Raw genomic sequence first — 18,299 nt, 5'->3', positions numbered from 1 at the left:
TCCGCTACCGAGCGGCGAGGCGATTAAGCAGCCGCAGTACTCACTGTGTGCGAATATTCCTGTTGGAATTGTCGTCGGCCGCGCGGGAGGTTGGAGATATGGCAGCTGACACGAACAAGACCCGCCGGATCGGTGACGTCGAGGTGTCCGCGATCGGGCTCGGCGGAATGCCGATGTCGATCGAGGGCCGGCCCGACGAGGCCCGGTCGATCGCGACCATCCACGCCGCGCTGGAGGCCGGGATCACGCTGATCGACACCGCGGACGCGTACCACCTGACCGCGACCGACGACGGACACAACGAGAGCCTGATCGCGAAGGCGCTGGCGTCGTACGGCGGTGACACCTCCGACGTGCTGGTCGCGACGAAGGGCGGCCACCTGCGACCCGGCGACGGCAGCTGGACGCTCAACGGCTCCCCGAAGTACATCGCCGAGGCGGCTGAGGCGTCGCTGAAGCGGCTCGGTGTGGAGGCGATCGGGCTGTACCAGTTCCACCGGCCCGACCCGAAAACGCCGTACGAGGACTCGGTCGGCGCGATCCGCGACCTGCTCGACGCGGGCAAGATCCGGATGGCCGGCATCTCGAACGCGAACCCGGCGCAGATCAAGCAGGCCAACGAGATCCTCGGCGGCCGCCTGGTCTCGGTCCAGAACCAGTTCTCCCCGAAGTTCCGCTCGAGCGAGCCCGAGCTGGAGCTGTGCGACGAGCTGGGCATCGCGTTCCTGCCGTGGTCCCCGCTCGGCGGCATCACCAACGCGAGCGAGCTCGGCACGAAGTACCCGGCCTTCCAGACCCTCGCCGCCGAGCTGGGCGTCAGCCCGCAGAAGCTCACCCTGGCCTGGATGCTCGCGAAGTCCCCGATCGTCATCCCGATCCCCGGCTCCAGCCGCCCGGAGACCATCCGCGACTCGTACTCCGCCGTCGACCTACAGCTGACGGCCGAGCAAGTCGCCACACTCGACGCAGCCTGATCCAGCGCCGGGTCGCGCCGGAATACCACCGCGCGACCCGGCGTTCTGTCGCGCGTGGAAGACATGCGTGCACTGAGCTACGGCCTCGGCCAGCAGTACTTCGAGGAGCGGGACTACCGCGGCGCGATCCGCGCACTGAAGCCGGTCGTGGACGAGACCCCGGACGACGTCGGCACGCGCCTGTTGCTGGCGCGGGCTTACTACCACGCGGCCCTGCTCAAGCCGGCCGAGGAGCAGTTACTCCAGGTGATCGAGCGCCAGCCGACGGAGTACTACGCCCACCTGATGCTGGCACGAACCCTCGAACGCCAGTCCCGCCGTGACGAAGCCGTCAAACACCGCCGCATAGCAGCCGCCCTCACCGGCGACGACGACCTCCTGGACTCGCCAACCCACCGAACCAACTAGTTATCCACAGGCACGCAGATTCCAACTGCCTTCGGCCTCCTGGTTCGGCGAGCTCGTGCTGATCGTTGTCGCCGGGCTGCTGAGTAGCGTCGCGCTGGCCGGCGTCGTGGTCGCTTCTCGCAAGCAGGTCTGGCAGTTGGCCGCTCGTGATGCTCGGCACGTGATCGAGCGCGCGGGGATCTGAGTAGTGCCGGTGGAATGACTCGCTCGGGATTGGCGTTCTCTTCAGCATCCGTAGTTTAATAGTTAACTACCTAGGCGAGGAGGACAGATGCAGTTCGGGGTGTTCAGCGTTGGCGATGTGACCGAGGACCCGACGACCGGGGTCACGCTCAGTGAGGGTGAGCGGATCAAGGCGATGGTGGCGATCGCGCTGAAGGCCGAAGAGGTCGGGCTCGACGTGTTCGCGCAGGGTGAGCACCACAACCCGCCGTTCGTGCCGTCGTCGCCGACGACGCAGCTCGGATTCATCGCGGCGCAGACGTCGAAGATCATCCTGTCCACCTCGACGACGCTGATCACGACCAACGACCCGGTGAAGATCGCCGAGGACTACGCGATGCTGCAGCACCTGGCCGACGGCCGGGTCGACCTGATGATGGGTCGCGGCAACACCGGCCCGGTGTACCCGTGGTTCGGGCAGGACATCCGCAACGGCATCGCGCTCGCCGTCGAGAACTACGCGCTGCTGCGCCGCCTCTGGCGCGAGGAAGTCGTCGACTGGGAAGGCAAGTTCCGTACGCCGCTGCAGGGTTTCACGGCGACGCCGCGGCCGCTGGACGACGTACCGCCGTTCGTGTGGCACGGGTCGATCCGGTCGCCCGAGATCGCCGAGCAGGCGGCGTACTACGGTGACGGGTTCTTCCACAACAACATCTTCTGGCCGATCTCGCACACCAAGCAGATGATCGACCTGTACCGCCGTCGCTTCGAGCACTACGGGCACGGCGCCGCGGACCAGGCAATCGTCGGGCTCGGCGGTCAGATCTTCATGCGGAAGAACTCGCAGGACGCAGTGCGCGAGTTCCGGCCGTACTTCGACAACGCTCCGGTCTACGGACACGGGCCGTCATTGGAGGACTTCACCCGGGAGACGCCGCTGACGGTGGGGAGCCCGCAAGAGGTGATCGAGCGGACGCTGTCGTTCCGCGAGCACTTCGGTGATTATCAGCGGCAGCTGTTCCTGATCGACCACGCCGGCCTGCCCTTGAAGACTGTGCTGGAGCAGTTGGACATCCTTGGTGAGGAGGTCGTTCCGGTACTGCGGAAGGAGTTCGCCGCGCTGAAGCCGGCGCACGTGCCGGACGCACCGACCCACGAGTCTTTGAAGGCCGCGGCGGAGCGAGCCCGTGAACTGGAGACGATCGAATGAACGAGAAGGTCATCGCAGTGGTGACGGCTGGGCTGACGACACCGTCGTCGTCCCGGCTGCTCGCCGACCAGCTGTCCGCCGCGGTCACCGATGAGTTGTCCGGTCGCGGGATCACGTCCCGCATCGAGACGATCGAGGTCCGCGACCACGCGCACGACCTCACCAACAACCTGCTCACCGGCTTCCCGTCGGCCGAGCTCCGTGGGGTCCTGGACACGGTCGCGGCGGCCGACGCTCTCATCGTGGTCAGCCCGACCTTCAGCGCGTCGTACTCCGGCCTGTTCAAGATGTTCTTCGACGTACTCGACGACCAGGCCCTGGCCGGCAAGCCTGTCCTCCTGGGCGCAACCGGCGGCACCGAGCGCCATTCCCTCGTCCTGGACTTCGCCCTCCGCCCGCTCTTCGCCTACCTGAAGGCGCTCCCGGTCCCGACGGGCGTGTACGCCGCCTCCACCGACTGGGGCCCCAACGCAGCGAGCCTCCGCCCCCGCATCATCCAGGCTGCCGGCGAACTGGTAGCCGCCCTCCACCACGAGCCCCCCGCAAAGTCCGACCCCTTCACCAACCCCACCCCCTTCGAAGACCTACTCAACAGCTGATCGCGACGCGATCAGCTGGGTCAGGCCGTCGAGGATGGTGGACAGGCCGAAGGTCAGGGCGTGGGCGGGGTCCAGCACTGATTGGAAGTGTTCGCCTACTGCGGTGCCTACTCGGCCCGCGAGGGGGAAGTGGGTGCCGGACATGACGGTGGTGAGGGTCGGCGAGATCTGACGCCACCACTCCTCGTCGGTGAGGCCGGAGTCGCGTTGGGTGCGGAGTTGCTCCGCGCCGGCTCGGGCGGTGCCCTGGACGTGGGTGAGGACGAGGGTCAGCGCGGAATCCATCTCGACGTCCGTCAGGCCCAGCCCGTCGAGCGGGCGTAGCTCGGCCTCGTACTTGCGGGTGATGTTCGGGCCCAGCGCCGTCCGCATCGTCGGTACCTCGTGGATCCACGGGTGTGCGGTCAGGATCTCCCAGTTGCGGCGGGCAATGAATTCGAGCGCGCCCCGCCACCCGCCGGGCTGCTTCGCCGGCTCGTCGTCGTCCGCGTACAGATCGCCGTACACGCGGTCGAACATCAGGTCGGTCAGCTCGCCCTTGCCCGGCACGTGCGTGTAGAGCGACATCGTGCCGACCTTCAGCCGCTCGGCGACCATCCGCATCGAGAGCGCCTCGAGGCCGTCGGTGTCGGCGAGCTCGACCGCCGCGTCCACGATCGCGCGCACGGTCAGACCGGAGCGGCCGGGTTTGGCGTGACTCCCCCAGAGCAGCGCCAGGCTGCGCGCCGGATCGGGCGCAGCCGCCTTCCTTCCCGCCACCGGAACCTTCTTCCACCGCTCGTCGTTGAACGCATCGTACCCGAGCCGTACAATGTACGGTACACTCTACGGCTCAACGACCCGAGAGGTGGGAATGACTACGGAAACAGTGATCGAGGCCGTCGGCGTACGGAAGAACTACAAGGGCGGCACGGACGGTGCGGGGCTGAACGGCTTCGACCTGGCGGTCACAGCCGGCACGGTGACGGGGCTGCTCGGCCCGAACGGCGCCGGCAAGACGACAGCGGTGCGGATCCTGTCCACGCTGCTGGAGATGGATTCAGGTACGGCGACGATCGCGGGGTACGACGTCCGCCGGCAAGGCGCGGAGGTACGCCGGCGGATCGGACTCGTGGGGCAGTACGCCGCCATCGACGAGGTGCTTACCGGTCGGCAGAACCTGGTGATGTTCGGGCGGCTCAACCATCTGAAGAACGCCAAGACCAGGGCGGACGAGCTGCTCGAGCGGTTCGGCCTCACCGAGGCGGCCGGGCAGGCGGTGAGCAAGTACTCCGGCGGGATGCGGCGGCGGCTGGATCTCGCGGCGAGTCTGATCGTGGCGCCGCGGGTGCTGTTCGTGGACGAGCCGACGACCGGGCTCGATCCGGCCGGGCGGATCGAGGTGTGGTCCGCCGTGCGGCAACTGGTCGACGGCGGTACGACGGTGTTGCTGACGACGCAGTACCTGGAGGAGGCGGATCAGCTGGCGAACCGGATCTCGATGCTGAAGGCGGGGAAGGTCGTTGCCGAGGGCACGCCTGACGAGTTGAAGACGCAGCTGGGATCGGACCGGCTGGAGTTGGTGCTCGCGGATCCGGCTGACGTACCGCGGGTCGTGGAGTTGGCGGGGCCGTTGGCGGACGGGGAGATCCAGGTGGTCGGCGTACGGGTGAGTGTGCCGGTGAAGGATCGCACCAAGGCACTGGTGGTGATGGCGAACTCGTTGCACGAGGCAAAGATCGAGCCGGAGGACATCACGTTGCGGCGGCCGACGCTGGACGAGGTCTTCCTGCACCTGACCGGGCCGGAGGTGGCGGCGTGAGGTGGGCGCTGGCCGACAGTTGGACGATCGCCCGGCGGACGTTGACGCACTGGTGGAACCAGCCGGGGCTGGTGATCTTCCAGTGGTTCTTCCCGGTGCTGATGCTGCTGATGTTCGGCGGGCTGCTGGGCGGGGCGATGGAGTCCCCGGACGGGTCGTCGTACTACGAGTTGCTGGTGCCCGGGATCTTCGCGCTGGCGATGTTGTTCGGGCTCGAGGGCACGATGACGGCGGTCACGACGGATGTGTCGAAGGGGGTGACGGACCGCTTCCGCTCGCTGCCGATGAGCTCGACGGCGGTGGTGCTCGGCCGATGCATCGCGGACATGCTCGAGTCGGCGGTGACGCTTCTCGTACTGGTCGCGACCGGCCTGGCCCTTGGCTGGCGCTGGCACGAGGGTCTTCCGTCGGCGCTCGCGGCCTTCGGGTTGCTTTTGCTGCTGAGGTTCGCCCTCCTCTGGGTCGGCATCTTCATCGGCCTCACCGTGAAGAACGCCCAGAGCGTGACGATGGTCCAGGTCCTGGTCTGGCCGATCGGTTTCCTCTCCAGCACCTTCGTAGCCACGTCAACCATGCCCGGCTGGCTCGGCACGATCGCTCAGTGGAACCCGCTGTCGGCAACGGCCACCGCATCCCGAGAGCTTTTCGGCAACCCCGACCCGTCATCCACCGCTACCTGGATAGGCACCCACGCAGCACTGGCCGCCCTCATAGCTCCCGTGCTGCTGACAGCAGTTTTCCTGCCGCTCTCGGCGCATCGCTTCCGAACTCTGTCCCGCTGAGCGTCACCACACGGTCGGCGTACGGCATCAGGGCTGGGTCGTGGGTTATGAGGATGGTGGTGCGGTTGTGGGTCAGGGCTTGGAGCGGAGTGATGATTTGGTGCGCTGCCGTGGGGTCCAGGCCGGCGGTGGGCTCGTCGAGCACTAGGACGGGGGTGTCGCGGAGCATGGCCCGGGCGAAGGTGAGGCGTTTGAGTTGGCCGCCGGACAGCCTGGGGGCGGACGGGTCCAGGCGGGTGTTGTAGCCGTCGGGGAGCGCTGAGATGAAGTCGTGGGCGGCGGCTGATCTGGCCGCGCCCACGACCTCTGCGTCGGTGGCGTCGGGGCGGCCGTAGGTGATGTTCGCGCGGATCGTGTCGGGTAGTACAAGCGTCTGCTGCGAGAGCAATGTGATGCTCTCGCGCAGACGCCGTACCGCCAGAGACGGCAGCGGTACGCCGTCCAGCCGGATCGTGCCGGCGGCCGGGTCGTAGAAGCGGAGCAGGAGCTTCGCGATCGTGGACTTGCCGGTGCCGCTCGGCCCGGTGAGGATCACGAACTCGCCGGGCTCCACGGTCAGGTCGAAGTCGGCGAGCGCAGGAGTGTCAGCGCCGGGGTAAGTGAGCCCGACCAGGTCGAACTCAAGGCGTCCGCGGACGTGGTCGAGTTCGACCGGGTGGTCCGGATCGGTGACGGACGGCGTGACGGCAAGGATCTCCGTGAGGCGTTCGGTGGCGGCGGTGGCGGCGGTCGCGGTGAGGTTCAGTTCGCCGAGGCTGCGGAGCGGCGGGTAGAGGTACCCGAGGAACGCTGCGAACGACAGCAGCGCGCCGAGCGACATCCGGCCCTTGGAGATCTCCCAGACCCCGAGGCCGATCACACCGAGCACGCACAAGGTCTCGAGGACCTCAACCACCTGCTCGTACAGTTCGCTCCGCCGCGCGCCGCTCACCGAGGCGCGCATCCACGACACTGCCTCGCGATCCAGCCGACTCTCCTCGGACGGCTTGCGGTCGTACGCCTGGGTCAGTTCGATCATGCCCAGTGACTCCTCCAGCACCGAGGTGATCGCACCGTCGGCGACCCGTTCGGAGCGGGCGAAACGCCTGATCGGACCGGAGAAGGCCTTCGCCGCCAGCCACAGCAGCGGCGCCAGGCCGAAGGTGACGAGGGCAAGATCCCAGCGCAACCAGAACGCCGCGGCCGAGAACAGTACGACGCGGAACACCGCCGAGATCACGCCGATCGTCGAGGAGACGACCAACTGCTCGATCGCCTCGACGTCACCGCTGAGCCGCTCGACGAGATCGCCGCGCCGGTACCGCTGGAAGAAGTCCGGCGGGAGGTCCTGCACATGCGCGAACACGCGGGCGCGGAGTCGGCGTACGAACCGCTCACCACTCCAGTACGCGAGCGAGTTCCCGAAGTACCCGATGATCGCGCCGACGACCGCAACCGCCAGCCAGGCCGACGCGGGATGCCAGAACGCGGCGAGCGAGCCCTGCTCCAGCGCGTTGTCGGTCAGGTTGCCGAAGAGCAGGATCGCAACGGTCTCGCACACCGCGGCCGCGATCACACAAGCACACACCAGGACGTACCACCGCCGGTCCCCTCGCGTCAGCGGCCAGAACCGCGCGAACGCCTGCCGGATCGTCATTTGCCGCCTCCCGTTCGGACACGCCGATGGGGCCTGCGGAATGCAGGCCCCATCGGCAGAGAACTGAGGTCAGCGCGCGATCGGCCGGCGGCGGCGCGGCGCCTTCTTGGCGGGCTTCTGGTGGCACGCGCCACCCTTCGGGGCCTTCGGCTTGAGCGGGGCGATCTTCTTGAAGCTCATGGCAGTTCTCCTTCGTGTGTTGTTTGTTGCCGCGGTCAACTTCTTGCGACAACCACGAAGTTAGCCACCCAGTCTTGGGGATCCATCCCAGGTTTCTGGCAAAAGCTGAAGAGTCCAACCGGTTGCCTAGGGCGTCAATTGGCCGCCGTTGATCTCGATGATCTGGCCGGTGACGTACGACGACATCCGCTCGGAGGCGAGGAACAAGATGGTGCCGACGCACTCGTGCGGGGTGCCGGTGCGGCCCATCGGGATGGTGCCGAGCATCGCCTGCATCTGCGCGTCGGCGGTGTGCCGCTCGTGGAACGGGGTCTTGATCACGCCGGGCGCGATCGCGTTCACCCGGATGCCCTCCGGGGCGAGCTCCTTGGCCAGACCGCGGGTGAAGGTGCTGACAGCGCCCTTGCTGGTCGCGTACACCACCGACCCGCCGGCGCCGCCGGTCCGCCCGGCGATCGACGTGACGTTGATGATCGAGCCGCCGCCCTGCGCCCGGAACACCGGCACGATCCGCCGGCTCAGCGCGAACACCGACGTCAGGTTCACGTCGAGGATCCGGTGGAACTCGTCGTCGGGCACCTCGGCGATCGGGGACCGGTTGACCAGGTCGCCGGCGTTGTTCACCAGTACGTCGATCCGCCCGTGCTGGGCGAGCACCTCGTCGATGAACGCGTCCGCCGACTTCGGGTCAGCCAGATCCGCCTGATGCAAAGACGCCGTACCGCCGGCCGTCTGCACCGCCCCCACGGTGTGCTTGGCCCCCTCCTCGTTCCGGTGATAGTGGAGCGCGACCGAGGCCCCCGTCTCCGCGAACCCCACCGCCGCCGCGGCCCCGATCCCGCTGCTGGCCCCGGTAACCACCACAACCTGATCCCTGAAATCCAGATATCCCATGAGCCCTATCCTCTCCTGTCCCGACCGCCGTAACGCGCCGTACGCGCGTCCGCCGAGACGGACCCGGGGGTATTTTCGAGGGATGGGATACGCGCTCGGGGAGCTGGGGCTGCGGCGGTGGCGGACGGGGGATGCGCTGCGGCTCGCGGCGGCGCACGCCGATCCTGAGATGGCGAGCCAGGGCGGGATCGTGGACCGGGCGTCCGCGGTGGACTGGATCGGGCGGGTCGCGGACCTGGACAACGGGCACGTGTACGCCGTGGCGGACGCCGACGATCACCCGATCGGCTGCGTCGCCGTGACGAACATCGACCGGCACCAGGTCGGCTGGACCTGGTACTGGACGCTCGCCGACGTCCGCGGCCACGGAGTCGCCCGGGACGCCCTGCGCGCCCTGGCCGGCTGGGCGCACGAGCAGGCGGGGCTGTACCGGCTCGAGCTCGGTCACCAGTTGAACAATCCAGCATCCTGCGCGGTCGCCGCCGGCGCCGGCTTCCTCTCCGAAGGCATCGAACGCCAACGCCTCGCCTTCGACGGCACGCGGTACGACGTCGAGCGCCACGCCCGCCTCCTCACCGACCCCCTCACCCCACCGGCCCGCCCCGTCCACATGACCGACTGACCGCCCCCGCGCCCCGCGCCCCGCGCCCAGCACGCCACCGCGCCCGCACCCACGCACGCCCCCGCACCGCCCTGGTCCCAGCCCCGGACGTCTCAGGGGCCAACCCCGCAGTTGTTGGGTTCGCCCCTCCAGATTTCCGGGGCCAAGCCACAAGCTCAGGGGTTGGCCCCTGAGACGGCGGCGGGTGTCGGCGGGACGGCGGCGGGACGGCGGGACGGCGGCGGGACGGCCGGGCGTCGGCGGGGCGGCGGGGCGGCGGCGGGGCGGCGGGACGGCGGGGGGACGGCGGGGGGACGGCGGGGGGACGGCGGGGGGACGGCTGAGCCGGGCCTGACCGAGCCGGGCGCAGGGAGGCTGGGCCGGGTGGTGCGGCCGTCATTGCTGGGGCCACGGCGTCGCGGACATTGTCCGCACAGAGCTCAGAGTGTGAGCTTGGGGTGGCGGTTGACGTCCTTGTAGAGCAGGTAGCGGAAGCGCCCGGGGCCACCGGCGTAGCAGGCCTGCGGGCAGAACGCGCGGAGCCACATGAAGTCGCCCTCCTGCACCTCGACCCAGTCCTTGTTCAGCAGGTAGACCGCTTTCCCCTCCAGCACGTACAGCCCGTGCTCCATCACATGCGTCTCCGGGAACGGGATCACCCCGCCCGGCTCGAAGCTGACGATGTTCACGTGCATGTCGTGCCGCACGTCGTCCGGGTCCGCGAACCGCTGCGTCTTCCAGCGTCCCTCGGTGCCCGGCATCTCCCGGCCCTCGACGTCCGCCTCGTTGGTGACGAACGCGGGCGGTACGTCGATCCCCTCGATCCGCTCGTACGCCTTCCGCACCAGGTGGAACGTCGCGACCGCGTCGCTGGTGTTCCGCACCGTCCAGTCCCCGCCCGGCGGCAGGTACGCGTACCCGCCCTCCGTCAGCGTGTGCTTCTCACCCGCGACCGTCAGCACAAGGTTGCCTGAGACAACGAATACGACAGCCTCGGCGGCCGGATCCGTCTCCGGCTTGTCGCTGCCGCCGCCGGGCCCGACCTCGACGATGTACTGCGAGAAGGTCTCCGCGAACCCGGACAGCGGACGCGCGATCACCCACAACCGGGTGTCGTCCCAGAACGGCAGCCGGCTGGTGACGATGTCGCGCATCGTGCCGCGCGGCAGGACGGCGTACGCCTCGGTGAAGACCGCGCGGTCGGTGGTGAGGTCGGTCTGCGCGGGCAGTCCGCCTTTCGGCGCGTAGTAGCTCATCGTTCTCCTCGGGTCAGCAGGCGGCCGCGCGGGTCGACGTCGATGTCGATGGGTCGGCCGCCGAGCCAGGTACTGCGAACGACACCGGTGAGCGTGCGTCCGTCGTACGGCGTGATGGCGTTCTTGTGCTGGAGCTTCGTCGCGTCGACGATGAAGGTCTCGTCCGGGGCGAGGACGCAGAAGTCGGCGTCGTACCCGACGTCGAGGCCGCCCTTGGTGGCCAGGCCGGTCTGCTTGGCGGGCGCGGCGGACATCCAGCGGACGACGTCGGACAGCGTGAAGCCGCGGCGGCGAGCCTCGGTCCACATGGCGGGCAGGCCGAGCTGCAGCGACGCGATGCCGCCCCACGCCGTACCGAAATCGCCGGTGTCGAGGTGCTTGAGGTCGACCGTCGACGGCGAGTGGTCGGAGACGACCAGGTCGATCGTGCCGTCGCGCAGACCGTCCCAAAGGAGCTCGCGGTTGGCGCCTTCGCGGATCGGCGGGCAGCACTTGTACTGCGTGGCGCCGTCGGGGATGTCCTCCGCGGTGAAGCTCAGGTAGTGCGGGCAGGTCTCCGCGGTGATCCGTACGCCGTCGTTGCGGGCCTTCGCGATCAGCGGCAGGACCTCGGCGCTGGACACGTGCAGGATGTGGACGCGGCAGCCGGTCTCGCGGGCCAAGTCGAGGACGCCCGCAACGGCCTCGTTCTCGGCTGCGCGCGGACGGGAGTTGAGGAAGTCGAGGTAGCTCGCGCCGTTCGGCGGGGTCGCTTCGTCGATGCGGTGGGCGTCCTCGGCATGCACGATCAGCAGCCCGTCGAAGCTGCTGATCTCCCGCATCGCGGCCTCGAGCTGCGCGTGATCGAGCGGCGGGAACTCGTCGACGCCCGAATGCAGAAGGAAGCATTTGTAGCCGAACACGCCGGCGTCGTGCAGCGGCCGCAGGTCGGTGACGTTGCCCGGGATCGCGCCGCCCCAGAAGCCGACGTCGACGTACGCCTGGGTCTCGGCGGTCTTGCGTTTGAGCGTGAGGGCCGGGACGTCGCAGGTCGGCGGGATGCTGTTCAGCGGCATGTCGATGATCGTGCTGACGCCGCCGTAGGCCGCTGCCTTCGTCGCGGAGGTGAAGCCCTCCCAGTCGGTGCGGCCGGGATCGTTCACGTGTACGTGGGAGTCGACGAGACCGGGAAGCAGTACCTCGTCGTCCGCGAGGCGGAGATCGGCGGCCGTCCGGAGGTCGGCGTCGTACGGCGCGATCGCCACGATCCGCCCGTCCCGGACGCCGATCGCACCCGGCTGCTCGCCCAGGGGGCGCACTACTCGCCGGGCGCGGATCACCAGATCAAGAGCGTTCATCCGATGCCTCTCTCCTTCCCGTCATCGTAAGGTGCTCGACCGCGATCCGTTCGCCGAGCTGTTCGAGCAGCGGCTTCGGCTCGGCGATGCAGCGCTGGACGTCCGGCTCGAGGTCGGTGAGCGCGTAGGCCGCTCGCACGCCGGCTTCCCGTAGCTGGTGAGGTTCCAGCCGGTTCACACCACAAACCGCAACCACCGGAATACCCGCCGCCTTCGCGGCTACTCCAGCCACGGCCTTCCCGTGCAGGGTCTGCTCGTCGAGCGCCCCTTCACCCGTGATCACGAGGTCGGCCCCAGCAAGCTGCTCGTCGAACCCGACCATCTCCAGCACCAGCTCGATCCCCGGCCGGAGCTCGGCACCGAGGAGCGAAAGGGCCGCGAACCCAACTCCACCCGCCGCTCCAGCGCCCAGTGCGTCTCGCAGATCCCGGCCGGTGTGCTCGGCGACCAGGTCCGCCCAGGCGCTCAGCTTGCCGTCGAGCTCGCTGACCTGCTCAGCCGTGGCGCCCTTCTGCGGCCCGTAAACAGCCGCCGCGCCCCGGGCCCCCGTCAGCGGATTGTCCACATCACAAGCCACCACGACCTCCACGCCCTCCAGGCGGCCGACCATTTGGGGGGTTAACCCCTCAAATGGTCCCTTCCCAGTCGGTATTCGGGGGGTAGAACCGGCACGTTGAGGGGTTAACCCCCCAAAGTGTGCGGGCTGCGCCGGGCGGTCCGGGTCGGTGGGTACACCGCGGGTGAGGGCCGCGATCAGGCCGGCGCCGCCGTCGGTGGAGGCGCTGCCGCCGATGCCGAGGATGATGCGGGTGCAGCCGGCGTCGACGGCCGCGGCGATCAGTTCGCCGGTGCCGTACGACGTAGCCGTCAACGGGGCCGGGACGCCACCGGGGAGCCGTACGAGGCCGGAGACGTCCGCGAGCTCGACGACCGCGGTATCACCCTGGCGGGCGTACCCGGACTTGACCGGTTCGCCCGTGGGGCCCGAGGCAACGACCGGGACGAGCACGAACCCGGCGCCGACGGCAGCGGCGAGCGTGCCGTCACCACCGTCGGCCACCGGCACCGCGACCACGGTCGCGTCGGGGCAGGCTCGTCGTACCCCGGCGCCGACCGCGGCCGCCACCTCCGCGCTGGTCAGACTTCCTTTGAACTTGTCGGAGGCAACTACTACCCGAACCATCAGTCCAGCAAGGCCAAGGCAGTCGGCGCGTCCTCGGGCGAGATCGCCAGGTCTTCGAATTCGATGACGTTGTCGATCTCGACGCCCATGGAGACGTTGGTGACGCGCTCCAGGATGACCTCGACGACGATCGGGACCTGGTGCTCGACCATCAGCTTCTTGGCCTGCTCGAGCGCCGGCAGGATGCCGTCCGGCTCGAAGACCCGCAATGCCTTGCAGCCGAGCCCTTCGACGACCTTCACGTGGTCGACGCCGTACCCGTTGACCTCAGGACTGTTGATGTTCTCGAAGGCCAGCTGCACGCAGTAGTCCATGTCGAACCCACGCTGCGCCTGGCGGATCAGCCCGAGGTACGAGTTGTTCACCACCACGTGGATGTACGGGATGTTGAACTGCGCCCCGACCGCCAGCTCCTCGATCAGGAACTGGAAGTCGTAGTCACCCGACAACGCCACCACAGTGCTCTCCGGGTCCGCGACCGCGACCCCCAGCGTCGCCGGCACGGTCCAGCCGAGCGGCCCGGCCTGGCCCGCGTTGATCCAGTGCCGCGGCCGGTACACGTGCAGCATCTGCGCGGCCTGGATCTGCGACAGCCCGATCGTGCTGACGTAGCGGACGTCCGGCCCGAACGCCCGGTTCATCTCCTCGTACACCCGCTGCGGCTTGATCGGCGTGTTCTCGAAGTGCGTCTTCCGCTGCAACGCCGTACGCCGGTCGCGGCACTCCGCGGCCCACGCAGTACGGTCGGCCAGCCTGCCGTCGGCGGCCCACTCGCGCGCCACCTCGACGAAGACCTCGAGCGCGGCCCGCGCGTCCGAGACGACCGAGTAGTCCGGCGCGAACACGCGTCCGATCTGCGTCGGCTCGATGTCCACGTGGATGAACTTCCGCTCGCCGCGGTACACGTCCAGGCCACCGGTGTGCCGGTTCGCCCACCGGTTGCCGATGCCGAGCACCACGTCGGAGGCCAGCATCGTCGCGTTCCCGTACCGGTGCGAGGTCTGCAGTCCGACCATGCCGGCGCTCAACGGGTGGTCGTCGCCGATGGCGCCCCACCCCATCAACGTCGGTACGACGGGAATCCCGGTCAGCTCCGCGAACTCCACCAGCAGATCGGACGCGTCCGCGTTGATCACCCCGCCACCGGCGACGATCAGCGGCTGGGCGGCCGCTCCGAGCATCTGCAGCACCCGCTCCGCCTGCGCCCGGGTGGCCGCGGGACGGGAGACCGGAAGCGGCTCGTAGGTGTCGATGTCGAAGTCGATCTGGGCGAGCTGTACGTCGAGTGGCAGGTCGACTAGCACGGGACCCGGACGACCTTCGCGCATCACCTGGAACGCCTTCTGGAAGGTGCCCGGCACCTGCGCGGCCTCCATCACCGTGACCGCCCACTTCGCCACCGGCTTGGCGATCGACGAGATGTCGACGGCCTGGAAGTCTTCCTTGTGCAGCTTGGCGACCGGCGCCTGGCCGGTGATGCACAGGATCGGGATCGAGTCCGCGGCCGCGGAGTACAGGCCGGTGATCATGTCGGTGCCGGCCGGGCCCGACGTACCGATGCAGACGCCGATGTTGCCGGCGCGAGCCCGGGTGTAGCCCTCGGCCATGTGCGAGGCGGCCTCGACGTGGCGGGCGAGGACGTGCTTGATCCCGCCGTGGGCACGCATCGCGCTGTAGAACGGGTTGATCGCCGCGCCGGGCAGCCCGAACGCCTGCGTCGAACCTTCCTTCTCCAGGATCAGTACTGCGGCGTCAACCGCGCGCATCCGGGCCATCAGCCGATCTCCTTCCCGGACAGTCGCTCGACGCCGCGCAGCAGAGCCGAGTGGTCGAGACCGCCGTCGCCGTTCGCCCGCGCCGACGCGACGAGCTGCGCGACGAGAGCACCGAGCGGTACGACGACACCCGCCTCGCGCGCAGCCGCGGTCACGATGCCCATGTCCTTGTGGTGCAGGTCGATCCGGAACCCGGGCTGGAAGGAGCGCGACAGCATGTTCTCCTTCTTCTGGTTCAGCACGGTGGAGCCCGCCAGGCCACCGCCCAGCACCTCCAGTGCGGCCTTCGTGTCGACGCCGTACGCCTCCAGGAAGATCACCGCTTCGGAGACCGCCTGGATGTTCGCGGCGACGATCAGCTGGTTCGCGGCCTTGACCGTCTGGCCTGAACCGCTCGGGCCGACGTGGACGACCGTCGTGCCGACCGCGTCGAACAGCGGCTTGGCCTTGGCGAAGTCGTCCGCGTCGCCGCCGACCATGATCGACAGCGCGGCGTTCTTCGCACCCGCCTCGCCGCCGGACACCGGAGCGTCGAGCAGGTGGAAGCCGAGCGCCCGGGCCTGCTCGGCGAGCTGCTGGGTGACGTCCGGCCGGATGCTGGAGAAGTCGATGATCAGCGTGCCGGTCTCGGCCAGCTGGAAGACTCCGTCCTCACCCTCGAGCACGTCCTGGACGTCCGGCGAGTCGGGCACCATCACGCAGATCACGTCGGCGCCCTTGACCGCGTCGGCCAGCGAGGTCGCGGCCCGGCCGCCGGCGGCGACGAGGTCCTCGGCCCGCTCGGGGCTGCGGTCCAGCCCGGCCACGGTGTGGCCGGCGTTGGCGAGGTGGACGGCCATCGGGTTGCCCATGATGCCGAGGCCGATGAAGGCGATATTCGTCATTTCGTTCTCCTGGGAATTCAGCGGCGCTCGAACGGGAGCCAGCCGAAGCTTGCGTCTGAGGTTGTGGACGGCTTGTACTCGAGCCCGACCCAGCCGGCGTAGCCGTTCGCCTCGAGGGCGGTGAGCTGGTGGTCGAGCGGGAGCGTGCCGGTACCGGGCTCGTTACGGCCCGGCGCGTCGGCGATCTGCACGTGGGCGACCCAGTCGGTCTGGTCGGCGATCACCTTGTTCACGTCGTCGCCGTTGACCGCGAGGTGATAGAGGTCGGCGAGCAGCCCGACGTTCGGTACGTCGTGCGCCAACCGGACTCGATCGATCACGGTGAGGGCGTCGGCCGCCGTCTTCAACGGGTACCGTTCCGCGCCGCTCACCGGCTCGACCAGGACGGTCGCGCCGATCCGAGCCGCGGCCCGGGCGGCAAGGGCGAGGTTCTCGACCGCGAGGTCGTCCTGCTCCTGCTGGCTGGTGCCGTCCACGCGGTTTCCGTAGAGAGCGTTGAAGCCCTGGGTGCCGAGCCGTTCGCCGATGCCGACGGTGACGTCGACGTTGTCGCGGAACTCGCTGGACCGCTTCGGCCAGGACACCAGCCCGCGGTCGCCGCCGGGCATGTCGCCGGCGAAGAAGTTCAGGCCGGTCAGCTGCACACCGGCGTCGGTGATCGCGGTGACGAACGCGTCGACCTGCCGCTGCGGCGGGACGGCCTCGACGAACGGCCACCAGAACTCGACCGCGCTGAACCCGGCGCGACGGGCGGCCGCCGGCCGCTCCAGCAGAGGCAGCTCGGTGAACAGCAGCGAGCAGTTCACCGTGTACCGCAGTTGGTGGCTCATCCTGACTCCATTTTTCCGTATTGCGGAAGTTCATTTCTGTTCTGCGAAAACCATAGGGTGGTCGGACGAGAGCGTCAAGGTCTCGATCCACCGGCAGCAGGGGCTGTCTCGCGTAGGCGCGCGCGTTGTACGTTCCTCTAAAGGAGGTGTGCCGTGCTGCTGGCCGAGTTGCTGGACGCGCCCGAGCTCGGGCTGCGGTTGCTGCATTCGGCGGGCGGAGTGCTGGATCGCCCGATCGGGCGACTCGTCACCACCGACCTGCTGGAGCCGGGGCGGTACCTGAACGGCGGTGAGGTGGTGCTGACCGGGCTGGTCTGGCGACGCCGGCCGATGGACAGCGAGGTGTTCGTCGCCTCGATGGCGGGGCGCGGAGCGACCACGATCCTGGCCGGGAAGGCCCAGCTCGGGGACGTGCCCGCGGATCTGCTCGAGGCCTGCCGGCGGTACGAGGTCACGTTGATCGAGGTGCCGATCGAGATCGCCTTCGCGGACGTGACGGAGTACGTCGCGGCAGCGGGATCAGCCGAGACCGGGGCTCGGTTGTCGGCCAGTCTCGTCCGTCAGCGGCAGCTGCTGTCATCGATTGCCGCCGGGCGGAGCCTCGACGAGTTGGCGGCGCGGATCTCCGCCGAGATCGGGCACGACTGCCGCGTGATGACTCCGACCGGGCGCCACGTCGTCCCCGGCCCGGGTGAGCTGGATCCGGACGCGGCCGACGCGGTCACCCGCAAGTTCCTGACCGCGGATCGCACGCCTGCGGTGGCGATGACGATCGACGCGTCGTACAGCCTGTTCCCGGTCGGATCCGGGCTCGGGAACCGGCTGACGGCCTGGGTCGTGGTGATCGAGGGCGACCACAACGAATGGTCCCGCGACCACGTCGAGGCTGTGCACGAGCTGTGCGCGATCGCCGCGCTGGACCGGGCCCGCCGCGACGAGGGCCGCCGGGCGCTCCGGCCGCTGGTCGCGGACGCGCTCGCGCTGGTCGAGTCCGGCGCGCCGCAGGCCGAGGTCGCGGCGCGGCTCAAGCAGGCCGGAGCACACTCGGAGCGACCGATGGTCATAGCCGTCGCCGAGCTCCGCGACGACGGACCGACCGAGGTCGCGTTGAGCCTGCTGGAGGACGTCGCCCTGACCGTCGGCCCGGCTGTCGTTGCGCCCGGACGCGACGGGTTGCTGGTCGGTTTCCTGCCCTACACGCCGGGGTTGCCCGAGCATCTGCGACGCGCCTTCGGCCGCCTCGGCCCGGGGCTGGCCCGAGGCCGGCTCGCGGTCGGCATCAGCGGCGAGACCTCGGTCGACGCACTCGCCGGCGCGCTGGAAGAGGCCCGCTTCGCGCAGCGTGCCGCCGGCGCCGGGCGTGCGCCGGTGTCGATGGTCACCTCGGACGAGGTCGCATCCCATGTGCTGCTGCTCGCCACGCTGCCCGACGACGTACGGCGTACGTACACCAACCGCGTCCTCGGAGCGGTCGTCGAGCACGACCGCCGGACCCATGCCGACCTGCTCACCACGCTCCAGGCGTTCCTCGCCTGCTCGTGTTCCTGGACGCGTACGGCGGAGTCGCTGCATCTGCACGTGAACACCGTTCGCTACCGGATCGAACGCGTTGAGCAACTGACCGGTCGCGATCTGTCGAGCCTGGAGGACCGCGTCGACGTGTTCCTGGCGCTCAAATCCCTCTAGTTGTGTGATCGTCCAAAGGGACGTGTTCATCAGCGGTTCATCTTCGGAGGTTCACCGGGTGCAATCCGGGCCGGAGTGAGCCGATGCTCGGGTGCAGGTCA

At 69.0% G+C, this 18,299-nt stretch carries 18 protein-coding genes; 9 read left to right on the top strand and 9 right to left on the bottom strand.

Annotated elements, in window-relative coordinates:
• The first annotated feature begins 98 nt into the window (after nucleotides 1-98).
• The 5 genes from ACIA58_RS08425 to ACIA58_RS08405 all read left to right on the top strand — a co-directional run bounded on the left by ACIA58_RS08425 (nucleotide 99) and on the right by ACIA58_RS08405 (nucleotide 3,353).
• Entirely contained in the window at nucleotides 99-974 is an 876-nt protein-coding gene (locus tag ACIA58_RS08425) for an aldo/keto reductase (protein WP_396402925.1), read from the top strand.
• 63 nt (nucleotides 975-1,037) lie between these two features.
• Nucleotides 1,038-1,382 carry a tetratricopeptide repeat protein gene (locus ACIA58_RS08420; protein WP_396402924.1) on the top strand — a complete coding sequence of 115 codons (345 nt, stop codon included), beginning with the start codon at nucleotides 1,038-1,040 and terminating at the stop codon, nucleotides 1,380-1,382.
• A 55-nt stretch (nucleotides 1,383-1,437) separates the two neighbouring features.
• Complete coding sequence (locus ACIA58_RS08415) at nucleotides 1,438-1,566, top strand: hypothetical protein (protein WP_396402923.1); 129 nt, start codon at nucleotides 1,438-1,440, stop codon at nucleotides 1,564-1,566.
• 87 nt (nucleotides 1,567-1,653) lie between these two features.
• Nucleotides 1,654-2,754, top strand: a complete 1,101-nt coding sequence (locus ACIA58_RS08410) for an LLM class flavin-dependent oxidoreductase (protein WP_396402922.1) — start codon at nucleotides 1,654-1,656, stop codon at nucleotides 2,752-2,754.
• Complete coding sequence (locus tag ACIA58_RS08405; protein WP_396402921.1) at nucleotides 2,751-3,353, top strand: FMN reductase; 603 nt, start codon at nucleotides 2,751-2,753, stop codon at nucleotides 3,351-3,353. Before ACIA58_RS08410 ends, ACIA58_RS08405 begins: the two co-directional genes overlap by 4 nt.
• Here ACIA58_RS08405 and ACIA58_RS08400 read toward each other — a convergent pair.
• Nucleotides 3,339-4,112 (bottom strand): TetR/AcrR family transcriptional regulator, encoded by a 774-nt coding sequence (locus tag ACIA58_RS08400; protein WP_396402920.1) that lies wholly within the window; start codon nucleotides 4,110-4,112, stop codon nucleotides 3,339-3,341. The two genes, ACIA58_RS08405 and ACIA58_RS08400, sit on opposite strands and share 15 nt — an antisense overlap.
• Nucleotides 4,113-4,206: 94 nt before the next feature.
• Between ACIA58_RS08400 and ACIA58_RS08395 the strand changes: the two genes are divergently transcribed.
• Nucleotides 4,207-5,154 carry an ATP-binding cassette domain-containing protein gene (locus ACIA58_RS08395; RefSeq protein ID WP_396402919.1) on the top strand — a complete coding sequence of 316 codons (948 nt, stop codon included), beginning with the start codon at nucleotides 4,207-4,209 and terminating at the stop codon, nucleotides 5,152-5,154.
• Nucleotides 5,151-5,936 carry an ABC transporter permease gene (locus ACIA58_RS08390; protein ID WP_396402918.1) on the top strand — a complete coding sequence of 262 codons (786 nt, stop codon included), beginning with the start codon at nucleotides 5,151-5,153 and terminating at the stop codon, nucleotides 5,934-5,936. Before ACIA58_RS08395 ends, ACIA58_RS08390 begins: the two co-directional genes overlap by 4 nt.
• On the opposite strand, the gene ACIA58_RS08385 is transcribed toward ACIA58_RS08390, so the two are convergent.
• Together ACIA58_RS08385 and ACIA58_RS08380 are read right to left on the bottom strand one after the other, a co-directional pair.
• Entirely contained in the window at nucleotides 5,863-7,572 is a 1,710-nt protein-coding gene (locus ACIA58_RS08385) for an ABC transporter ATP-binding protein (protein WP_396402917.1), read from the bottom strand. The two genes, ACIA58_RS08390 and ACIA58_RS08385, sit on opposite strands and share 74 nt — an antisense overlap.
• 306 nt (nucleotides 7,573-7,878) lie before the next feature.
• Nucleotides 7,879-8,646, bottom strand: a complete 768-nt coding sequence (locus ACIA58_RS08380; protein ID WP_396402916.1) for an SDR family NAD(P)-dependent oxidoreductase — start codon at nucleotides 8,644-8,646, stop codon at nucleotides 7,879-7,881.
• Nucleotides 8,647-8,728: 82 nt separating this feature from the next.
• On the opposite strand from ACIA58_RS08380, the gene ACIA58_RS08375 reads away from it, so the two are divergent.
• Complete coding sequence (locus tag ACIA58_RS08375; protein ID WP_396402915.1) at nucleotides 8,729-9,268, top strand: GNAT family N-acetyltransferase; 540 nt, start codon at nucleotides 8,729-8,731, stop codon at nucleotides 9,266-9,268.
• A 419-nt stretch (nucleotides 9,269-9,687) separates the two neighbouring features.
• Here ACIA58_RS08375 and ACIA58_RS08370 read toward each other — a convergent pair whose 3' ends face one another.
• From ACIA58_RS08370 to ACIA58_RS08345, 6 genes are read right to left on the bottom strand one after another with little or no spacing between them, the layout of a single operon-like run.
• Nucleotides 9,688-10,503 carry a bifunctional allantoicase/(S)-ureidoglycine aminohydrolase gene (locus tag ACIA58_RS08370; RefSeq protein ID WP_396402914.1) on the bottom strand — a complete coding sequence of 272 codons (816 nt, stop codon included), beginning with the start codon at nucleotides 10,501-10,503 and terminating at the stop codon, nucleotides 9,688-9,690.
• A complete protein-coding gene (gene allB / locus ACIA58_RS08365; RefSeq protein WP_396402913.1) occupies nucleotides 10,500-11,840 on the bottom strand; it encodes an allantoinase AllB in 1,341 nt (446 codons plus the stop codon). The genes ACIA58_RS08370 and allB overlap by 4 nt, the downstream gene beginning before the upstream one ends.
• Nucleotides 11,827-13,023: a glycerate kinase gene (locus ACIA58_RS08360; protein WP_396402912.1), complete on the bottom strand. Its 1,197-nt coding sequence runs from the start codon at nucleotides 13,021-13,023 to the stop codon at nucleotides 11,827-11,829. The genes allB and ACIA58_RS08360 overlap by 14 nt, the downstream gene beginning before the upstream one ends.
• On the bottom strand, nucleotides 13,023-14,798 hold the full coding sequence (gene gcl / locus ACIA58_RS08355; RefSeq protein WP_396402911.1) for a glyoxylate carboligase: 1,776 nt from the start codon (nucleotides 14,796-14,798) through the stop codon (nucleotides 13,023-13,025). The genes ACIA58_RS08360 and gcl overlap by 1 nt, the downstream gene beginning before the upstream one ends.
• Nucleotides 14,798-15,682 (bottom strand): 2-hydroxy-3-oxopropionate reductase, encoded by an 885-nt coding sequence (locus tag ACIA58_RS08350; protein WP_396402910.1) that lies wholly within the window; start codon nucleotides 15,680-15,682, stop codon nucleotides 14,798-14,800. The genes gcl and ACIA58_RS08350 overlap by 1 nt, the downstream gene beginning before the upstream one ends.
• A 17-nt stretch (nucleotides 15,683-15,699) precedes the next feature.
• Nucleotides 15,700-16,512 (bottom strand): hydroxypyruvate isomerase family protein, encoded by an 813-nt coding sequence (locus ACIA58_RS08345; protein WP_396402909.1) that lies wholly within the window; start codon nucleotides 16,510-16,512, stop codon nucleotides 15,700-15,702.
• Between the two features lie 153 nt (nucleotides 16,513-16,665).
• On the opposite strand from ACIA58_RS08345, the gene ACIA58_RS08340 reads away from it, so the two are divergent.
• Entirely contained in the window at nucleotides 16,666-18,198 is a 1,533-nt protein-coding gene (locus ACIA58_RS08340; RefSeq protein ID WP_396402908.1) for a PucR family transcriptional regulator, read from the top strand.
• Nucleotides 18,199-18,299 lie beyond the last annotated feature (101 nt).

The sequence above is a fragment of the Kribbella sp. NPDC051586 genome (assembly GCF_044453965.1).
Lineage (GTDB): Bacteria > Actinomycetota > Actinomycetes > Propionibacteriales > Kribbellaceae > Kribbella.
Note: the sequence above shows the minus strand (reverse complement) of the source record. Positions and strands in the feature narration are given on the sequence as shown.

Coding starts and splice junctions, on each gene's coding strand:
- ACIA58_RS08425 (WP_396402925.1), top strand. CDS start 99: ATGGCAGCTGACACGAACAAGACCCGCCGGATCGGTGACGTCGAGGTG.
- ACIA58_RS08420 (WP_396402924.1), top strand. CDS start 1,038: ATGCGTGCACTGAGCTACGGCCTCGGCCAGCAGTACTTCGAGGAGCGG.
- ACIA58_RS08410 (WP_396402922.1), top strand. CDS start 1,654: ATGCAGTTCGGGGTGTTCAGCGTTGGCGATGTGACCGAGGACCCGACG.
- ACIA58_RS08405 (WP_396402921.1), top strand. CDS start 2,751: ATGAACGAGAAGGTCATCGCAGTGGTGACGGCTGGGCTGACGACACCG.
- ACIA58_RS08395 (WP_396402919.1), top strand. CDS start 4,207: ATGACTACGGAAACAGTGATCGAGGCCGTCGGCGTACGGAAGAACTAC.
- ACIA58_RS08385 (WP_396402917.1), bottom strand. CDS start 7,572: ATGACGATCCGGCAGGCGTTCGCGCGGTTCTGGCCGCTGACGCGAGGG.
- ACIA58_RS08380 (WP_396402916.1), bottom strand. CDS start 8,646: ATGGGATATCTGGATTTCAGGGATCAGGTTGTGGTGGTTACCGGGGCC.
- ACIA58_RS08375 (WP_396402915.1), top strand. CDS start 8,729: ATGGGATACGCGCTCGGGGAGCTGGGGCTGCGGCGGTGGCGGACGGGG.
- ACIA58_RS08370 (WP_396402914.1), bottom strand. CDS start 10,503: ATGAGCTACTACGCGCCGAAAGGCGGACTGCCCGCGCAGACCGACCTC.
- allB (WP_396402913.1), bottom strand. CDS start 11,840: ATGAACGCTCTTGATCTGGTGATCCGCGCCCGGCGAGTAGTGCGCCCC.
- ACIA58_RS08360 (WP_396402912.1), bottom strand. CDS start 13,023: ATGGTTCGGGTAGTAGTTGCCTCCGACAAGTTCAAAGGAAGTCTGACC.
- gcl (WP_396402911.1), bottom strand. CDS start 14,798: ATGGCCCGGATGCGCGCGGTTGACGCCGCAGTACTGATCCTGGAGAAG.
- ACIA58_RS08350 (WP_396402910.1), bottom strand. CDS start 15,682: ATGACGAATATCGCCTTCATCGGCCTCGGCATCATGGGCAACCCGATG.
- ACIA58_RS08345 (WP_396402909.1), bottom strand. CDS start 16,512: ATGAGCCACCAACTGCGGTACACGGTGAACTGCTCGCTGCTGTTCACC.